This is a genomic window from Lamprobacter sp., assembly GCF_034860625.1.
GTDB lineage: Bacteria > Pseudomonadota > Gammaproteobacteria > Chromatiales > Chromatiaceae > Lamprobacter.
Genome location: NZ_JAYESN010000168.1, coordinates 1 through 7,206 on the forward strand (window position 1 = coordinate 1; position 7,206 = coordinate 7,206).

General features: G+C 63.1%; 7 protein-coding genes. 5 read left to right on the forward strand and 2 right to left on the reverse strand.

The genetic code is table 11. The features are described from left to right. Nucleotides 1-112: 112 nt before the first annotated feature. From VBE63_RS22745 to VBE63_RS22765, 5 genes are all read left to right on the forward strand, one after another. Nucleotides 113-544, forward strand: a complete 432-nt coding sequence (locus tag VBE63_RS22745) for a DUF29 domain-containing protein (RefSeq protein WP_323685297.1) — start codon at nt 113-115, stop codon at nt 542-544. Nucleotides 545-635: 91 nt separating this feature from the next. Next, nucleotides 636-2,018, forward strand: a complete 1,383-nt coding sequence (locus VBE63_RS22750) for a four-carbon acid sugar kinase family protein (RefSeq protein WP_323685298.1) — start codon at nt 636-638, stop codon at nt 2,016-2,018. Further along, nucleotides 2,018-3,502, forward strand: coding sequence for an FAD-linked oxidase C-terminal domain-containing protein (locus VBE63_RS22755; protein ID WP_323685299.1), 1,485 nt, complete (start codon nt 2,018-2,020; stop codon nt 3,500-3,502). Before VBE63_RS22750 ends, VBE63_RS22755 begins: the two co-directional genes overlap by 1 nt. 215 nt (nt 3,503-3,717) lie before the next feature. Then, on the forward strand, nt 3,718-4,977 hold the full coding sequence (glcE, locus tag VBE63_RS22760; protein ID WP_323685303.1) for a glycolate oxidase subunit GlcE: 1,260 nt from the start codon (nt 3,718-3,720) through the stop codon (nt 4,975-4,977). 7 nt (nt 4,978-4,984) lie between these two features. Beyond that, entirely contained in the window at nt 4,985-6,394 is a 1,410-nt protein-coding gene (locus VBE63_RS22765) for a heterodisulfide reductase-related iron-sulfur binding cluster (RefSeq protein ID WP_323685300.1), read from the forward strand. 4 nt (nt 6,395-6,398) lie between these two features. On the opposite strand, the gene VBE63_RS22770 is transcribed toward VBE63_RS22765, so the two are convergent. Together VBE63_RS22770 and VBE63_RS22775 are read right to left on the reverse strand one after the other, a co-directional pair. Next, nucleotides 6,399-6,776, reverse strand: coding sequence for a transcriptional regulator (locus tag VBE63_RS22770; protein WP_323685301.1), 378 nt, complete (start codon nt 6,774-6,776; stop codon nt 6,399-6,401). Between the two features lie 5 nt (nt 6,777-6,781). Continuing rightward, nucleotides 6,782-7,084 (reverse strand): type II toxin-antitoxin system HigB family toxin, encoded by a 303-nt coding sequence (locus VBE63_RS22775; RefSeq protein ID WP_416274642.1) that lies wholly within the window; start codon nt 7,082-7,084, stop codon nt 6,782-6,784. Between the last annotated feature and the right edge of the window lie 122 nt (nt 7,085-7,206).

The window sequence follows — 7,206 nt, forward strand, 5'->3', positions numbered from 1 at the left end:
GGGACCGAGTTCCGGGGTGGTGTGGCTTGCGGTGCTGTTTTGTTTGCGCGCGTGTCCGTATTGTGTTGCGGGAGTTTGGTGACGTTTAGCAAGGCGTTCTGGAGTTGAAACGATGCAAGCCACCCATGACGGCGATTATTACGCTTGGGCCTTGGAGGTTGCTGAGCACTTGCGCGCTGGTCGGTTGAGCGAGGTGGATCTGAACGGCGTTGCTGAGGAGCTTGAGGATATGGGTAAGGCCCAGCGGCACGCGTTGGCGAGTCACCTGAAGGTGTTGATCGTCCATTTGCTCAAGTGGCGTTACCAGCCGAGCTTTCGCGGTGTCAGTTGGCGGTTGTCGATCGCGAATGCCCGCGATGAGATTGCTGAGTTGTTGGAGGACAGCCCGAGCCTGCGGCGGAAGATCGGCGAGCTGGTCGCGCGACGTTATCCCGCTGCGCGCAACCGGGCTGCCTTGGAGACTGGGTTAGCCGAAGAGACGTTTCCGGACAACTGTCCCTTTTCTGAACACAACTTGCTCGACGCTGCGTATTGGCCGGATTGATGCGAGGGCGGGCTCCATCATCTCGAGCAGACGCAGAATGCGGCGATGGTGGGGGCGAGAAATGGCTGAACGAGAGATGATGGAGCGAGAAATGGCTGAGCCTGTAACCAAGATCATTGCGATTGATGATGACCCGACCGGCTCGCAGACGGTGCATGGGTGCCTATTGTTGACGCGCTGGGATGTGGAGACGCTGCTGGAAGGACTGCGGGATGCGTCGCCGCTGTTCTTTGTGTTGAGCAATACGCGGGGCATGGATGCGCTCTCGGCGGCGAGGGTGACGCGGGAGATCTGCGTGAATCTGCGAGCTGCTTTGGCGCAGATGGCAGAGGCAGGGGCGCCCGTGCAGCCGGTGGTGGTGAGTCGCTCAGATAGCACCTTGCGGGGTCATTATCCGGTGGAGACGGATGTGATTGCGGATGAGCTGGGGCCGTTCGATGCGCATTTTTTGGTGCCTGCGTTCTTTGAGGGTGGTCGCTTTACGCGGGATGGGACGCATTATTTGATGGTCGATGGCGAGCCGGTGCCGGTGCATGAGACGGAGTTTGCGCGGGATTCGGTGTTCGGCTTCAGCACGGCGTTTCTGCCGGACTATGTCGAGGAGAAGACGGGCGGGCGGATCAGCGCGGCCGAGGTTGAGCGGTTTTCGCTGGCGGATGTGCGCGGGGTGTTGGAGGGGCGTTTGATTCGCTTGGAGGGCAATCGCTGTTGCGTGGTGGACGCCGAGGAGCAGGCGGATCTGGACGGCTTTGCGCGGCAGCTGTTGGCAGTGGCGGGGCAGGGCAAGCGATTTCTGTTTCGCAGCGCGGCGAGTCTGTTGACGGCGCTGGCGGACCTGCCGCCGCAGCCGGTGCCGGCGGCGAAGATGGCGGCCTTTGTGCGTGGCGGGCGGCCAGGTGTGGTGCTGATGGGCTCGCATGTCGGTAAGTCGACGCGGCAGTTGGAGCATCTGCTGGCGGAGACGGATGCGGTGGGGCTAGAGATCGATCTGGAGCGGCTCGATGCGACGGATGCGGCGGGTCCTAATAGGGATCAAGCGCAGTCCGCGGCCGTTGATCCGCTGGTTGCCGAGCTGGTCACCGCGGTGGAGGCGGCAATTGGCGAGGGGCGCGGTGCCGTGCTCTATACCAGCCGCGGCGAGCGGCAGTTCGCGACCAAGGCGGAGCGTCTCGCCTTTGGTGATCGGGTGGCGGATCTGCTGGTGAAGATTGGACAGGCATTGCCGGCCGACATCGGCTTTCTGATCAGCAAGGGCGGGATCACGTCTAACGATACGCTGAGCAAGGCGCTGGCATTGCGTACCGCGCGGGTGCTTGGGCAGGTGCATGCGGGCTGCTCGGTGGTGCGCTGCCCGGAGGACCATCCACGCTTCCCGAATCTGCCGGTGGTGATCTTTCCCGGTAATGTCGGGGGTGATGATGCCTTGACTGAGGTTTATCAGCGGTTATCGTCTGTTGGAGGGCATTCAGCCTAATGTCCAGAATCCCAGACGAACGCCCGATCAGTCCAAAGCCCGAGATCATCAGGGAGCTGCGGCGGCTATTGCCTGCGGCGAGCGTGCTCGCGACTCAGGCCGAGCTGGCGCCTTATGAATGCGACGGGCTGAGTGCCTTTCAGCAGCGGCCATTGGTGGTGGCGTTGCCGGAGACGGTGGAGCAGGTGCAGCAGATCATGCGGCTCTGTCATCGGTTGGAGGTGCCGGTGGTGGCGCGCGGGGCGGGCACGGGGCTCTCTGGCGGCGCGCTGCCGCTCGCCGATGGGGTGCTGCTGTCGCTGGCGAAGTTTAATCGGATCATTGCCATCGATCCGGCCAATCGTATGGCGCGCGTGCAGCCTGGGGTGCGCAATCTGGCGATCAGCGAGGCCGCTGCGCCGCATGGGCTCTATTACGCGCCGGACCCGTCATCTCAGATCGCCTGTTCGATCGGCGGTAACGTGGCCGAGAACTCCGGCGGCGTGCACTGCCTGAAGTACGGGCTGACGGTGCACAACATCCTCAAGCTGAGCCTGGTCAGCGTCGAGGGCGAGTTGTTCGAGGTCGGTTCCGAGGCGCTGGATTCGCCGGGGCTGGATCTGCTGGCGCTGATGACCGGCTCGGAGGGGATGCTCGGCATCATCGTTGAGGTAACGGTGAAGCTGTTGCCGAAGCCGGAGCGGGCACAGGCGCTGTTGGCGTCGTTTGATAGCGTCGAGCGGGCCGGGGCGGCGGTGGCTGAGATCATTGGGGCCGGGATCATTCCCGCTGGGCTGGAGATGATGGATAACCCGGCGATTCGCGCGGCCGAGGCCTTTGTCCATGCCGGTTATCCGGTCGATGCGGCGGCGATCCTGATCTGTGAGCTGGATGGCTTCAACGCCGAGGTGTCGGTGGATGTGATGCGGGTGCGCGAGCTGCTGCTTGCTGCTGAGGCGACGGATGTGCGCACCGCGGCCGATGATGCCGAACGCCTTCGGTTTTGGAAGGGACGCAAGGCCGCATTCCCGGCGGTCGGTCGCATTTCGCCAGACTATTACTGCATGGACGGCACCATCCCGCGCCGGCAACTGGGGCCGGTACTGAATCGTATTGCGGAGCTGTCGGCGGAGGTTGGGCTGCCGGTTGCGAATGTGTTCCATGCCGGCGACGGCAATCTGCACCCATTGATCCTCTACGATGCCAACAACCCCGGCGAGCTGGAGCAGGCTGAGTCCTTGGGTGGCGCCATTCTCGAGCTGTGCGTCGAGGTCGGCGGCACCGTGACCGGTGAGCATGGTGTGGGCGTGGAGAAGCTGAATCAGATGTGCGTGCAGTTCAATAGCGCGGAGTTGACCCAGATGCATGCGGTCAAGGCGGCCTTTGACCCAAAAGGTCTGCTGAATCCAGGCAAGGCGGTGCCGACCTTGCATCGCTGCGCCGAATTCGGCGCCATGCACGTCCATCATGGCGAGCTCAAGTTTCCCGAGCTGCCAAGGTTTTGAGCCGAGGTTGCTTTGTGCCGCGCGTGCCTAGCCGGGATGACACGGTCGTCCAGTTTCCAGACCGCTCTCAGTTGCGCAACGCACTTCCGCCAATGCGAGAAGGTGCGGCTGAGGCCGTTCGTGCGCAGCGCGACGCCTCCCGATGTGATCAGCAATTGATGCAAAGAAACGATAGAAGGATGGCCTCAACTCCGATGGTTGAACACTTGGACACGATGACTGAGCAGGCGATAGTCGAGCAAGTCAAAGCTGCGTGCTCGGCGGGCACAACGCTGGCGCTCCATGGCGGCAAGACCAAGGCGTTTTATGGCAATCCGATGCAGGCCGATGCCGAATTGGACTGCTCAAGCCACCGCGGTGTCATTGCCTATGAGCCGACTGAGCTAGCGATCACAGTGCGAGCTGGCACGCCGCTGAGTGCGGTTGAGGCGTTGCTGGCTGAGCATGGTCAGGAGTTTCCATTCGAGCCGCCGCATTTCGGCGATCGGGCGACGATCGGCGGGATGGTGGCGGCGGGCCTGTCTGGGCCTCGGCGGCCCTACGCAGCCAGTGTGCGCGATGCGGTGCTTGGCGTGCGCATGCTCAATGGCAAGGGCGAGGTGCTGGACTTTGGCGGCCGAGTGATGAAGAACGTCGCCGGCTACGATCTGTCGCGTTTGATGGTGGGCTCGCTTGGGGTGCTGGGGGTGTTGTTGGAGGTGTCGATCAAGGTGATGCCGCGGGCGCCAGGGCGGATCACGCTAGTTCAGGAGCAAGATCAGGCGAGCGCGTTGGCGTTGATGCAGCGTTGGGCCGGTCAGGCGCTGCCGATCACGGGCACGGCTTGGCTGAATGGCCGGCTGCATGTACGCGTGGCCGGGAGTGAGGAGGCGCTGAGCGAGACGCAGCGCATGCTCGGCGGTGCGCTAATGGAGCCCGAGGATGCCGACGCCTTCTGGACCGCGGTGCGCGAGCAGCAGCTGGAATGCTTCGCTGGTGAGCTGCCGTTATGGCGGATCTCGGTGCCGCCAGCAACGGCGGCGGATGCGATTCCGGACGTTGACCTGATCGAATGGGGCGGTGCTTTACGCTGGCTGCGTCGCGAGACCCTTTTTGATGATGAGGGGCTGGGGGATGCTAGAACTGGGGCTGAACACTCGGGCGCCGCTCGGGGTGTCATCGGAGCTGATCGCGGGTATGAGATTGGATCTGGGGCGTCAGCCGCGGCGGTTCGCGCCTGGGCTGCAGCGGCAGGTGGTCATGCGACCCTGTTTCGCGCTGGCTTGAATGCTGGCTCGAGCACCGAAGCGAGCGCCGGATCGAGCACCGAAACGGGCCCAGGAACAACCGCCGAAGCGCCACCCGGAGCGAGTGCTCGGCTGCCGAGTAAGGGCGTTTTCGCGCCGCTGAGTCCGGTCGCCTTGCGGCTGCATCAGAACCTGAAACAGGCCTTTGATCCAGCCGGCATCTTCAATCCCGGCCGGCTGTACCGGTGAGTCAAGCATGCAGACGCGACTGATCCCAGAACTGCTGGCGACCTCCGACGGCCGCGAGGCCGATCGCATCCTGCGCAGCTGCGTGCACTGCGGCTTCTGCACCGCCACCTGCCCAACCTACCAGCTCTTGGGCGATGAGCTTGACGGCCCACGCGGGCGCATCTATCAGCTGAAGCTGACGCTTGAGGGTGCGGCGCCGACTCGCACCACGCAGCAGCATCTGGATCGCTGTCTGACCTGCCTGAACTGCGAGACCACCTGTCCCTCGGGGGTCGAGTATCACAAGCTGGTTGAGATCGGCCGCGAGCGGATTGAGCGATTGGTGCCGCGACCTGTGCATGAGCGGTTGATGCGCTGGGGCCTGCGCAAGGTGCTGCCCTATCCGAGCCGGTTCGTGCCGCTACTGCGCATTGGGCAATGGCTACGTCCGCTGCTGCCGGGGACATTGCGCGACAAGGTGCCGGTTGCGCTGTCGCGCTGGCCGCAGCGGAATGGCGCGGATACCAGTGGCGCTGCGGGCGCTGCTGTGGGTGTATCTGTTCGCTCCAACGCACCAGGCGGAGGCGCACTTGCGCCTGAGTCTGAACCTGCTTTTGGCGCTAGGAGTGCAGTTGAGACTGCAGCGGAGGCGACGGAAACGCAGGACGGCATCACATCCCGGCGGGTGTTGATGCTGGATAATTGCGTCGAGCCTGCGCTGACGCCGGCGACGGTTTTGGCGGCGAGGCGCGTGCTCACCGCGCTTGGTATCGAGGTTGTCCAGCCTCTCGGTGGCGGCTGCTGCGGTGCGATCAGCCAGCACCTGGCCGCGCCCGACGAGGCTAAGCGCTTCATGCGCCGCAATATCGACGCCTGGTGGCCGGAGATCGAGCCGAGCGATCCTGAGCAAACCCCGGCCGAGGGCATCCTGATCACCGCGAGCGGTTGCGGTGCGTTGGTCAAGGATTACGCTTGGCATCTGCGCGATGATCCTGTCTACGCCGAGAAGGCGGCCCGGGTCTCAGCGCTAGCGCGTGACCTGAGCGAGTTGATCAGCGCTGAGGACCTGGCTCGGCTGCCGAGTCCGTTTGCGCGTGATCTGCCGCGCCGGATTGCTTTCCACCCGCCTTGCACCTTGCAGCACGGCCAAGGGCTGATGGGCCGCGTCGAGGCGCTGCTCACCAGCGTCGGCTTCGAGCTAACCCCGGTGCGGGATGCGCATAGCTGCTGCGGCTCGGCCGGTACCTATTCGATCTTGCAGGCCGAGCTATCGAAGCGGCTGCAGGCCGATCGCCTCGAGGCCCTGCAAGCGGGCGCGCCCGCGCTGATTGCAACGGCCAATGTCGGTTGCCAGACGCATTTGGCCGCCGCTGCTGATAGACCCGTCCTGCACTGGATCGAGCTGTTCGATCCGCAGCGCGGCTCTTGCCTGACTTGATACTCTAGGCGCCAACCCGCTGCACCGGCTTGATGAGGCTTTCCGCTGGGATACCAAACTGGCTGTGCAGTCTCCAGATCATTGGTAGCGTCAGAGAACGGGTACCGTTTAGCACTTCGTAGACGCGATTGGTGCGCCCAATCGCCGGGACTAAGTCGCTTGCGGTGAGTCCTGACTGCTCCATACGGAACTTGATGGCGTCGACAGGGTTGGGCAGGTCGGCTGGGAAGTGCTTGGCTTCATAGGCTTCCACTAAGGTGAGCATGACGTCAAAGTAGTCCCCTTCAGGAGTGCCGGGCTCGGGCTCATTGTCGAACAGTGGCGAGAGCGCCTTTAGCGCCGCGCGGTAGTCCTGCTCTGTGCGAATCGGATGGATCTGCATGGCGTTCAATCCATTTCAACAGTTTCAGCGTCGATCGCATCGTATTGACGGTGCGTGCCGATGAATTTCACGTAGAGGGCGCCGTAGCGATAGGCCAGGGCGACTACAAGCCGGTAGTCATTACCTTTGATGTTGAAGACGACGCGGCGGTTCTTGAGAATGCTCGCGTTGCGGTACTTCTCCTTGATATCGCTCGGTGATTGCCACTTGGCTTTCTTCGCCTCATCAACCCATGCGAGGAGCGGTTGCTCGGCGTCTGGGTACTGCTCCCAGAACGTTTTCAGGTGGCTGAGCGCAATGATTCTCACGACCAAAATATAGTCCCAATGCGGGACTATCGCAAGGCCCAAATCTATCGCAGGCATTGGCGGAGCGAGATCTGCCTCATCGTCCGGGATGGCGACGCGCGATGAGCGATAAGCGTTAGAGT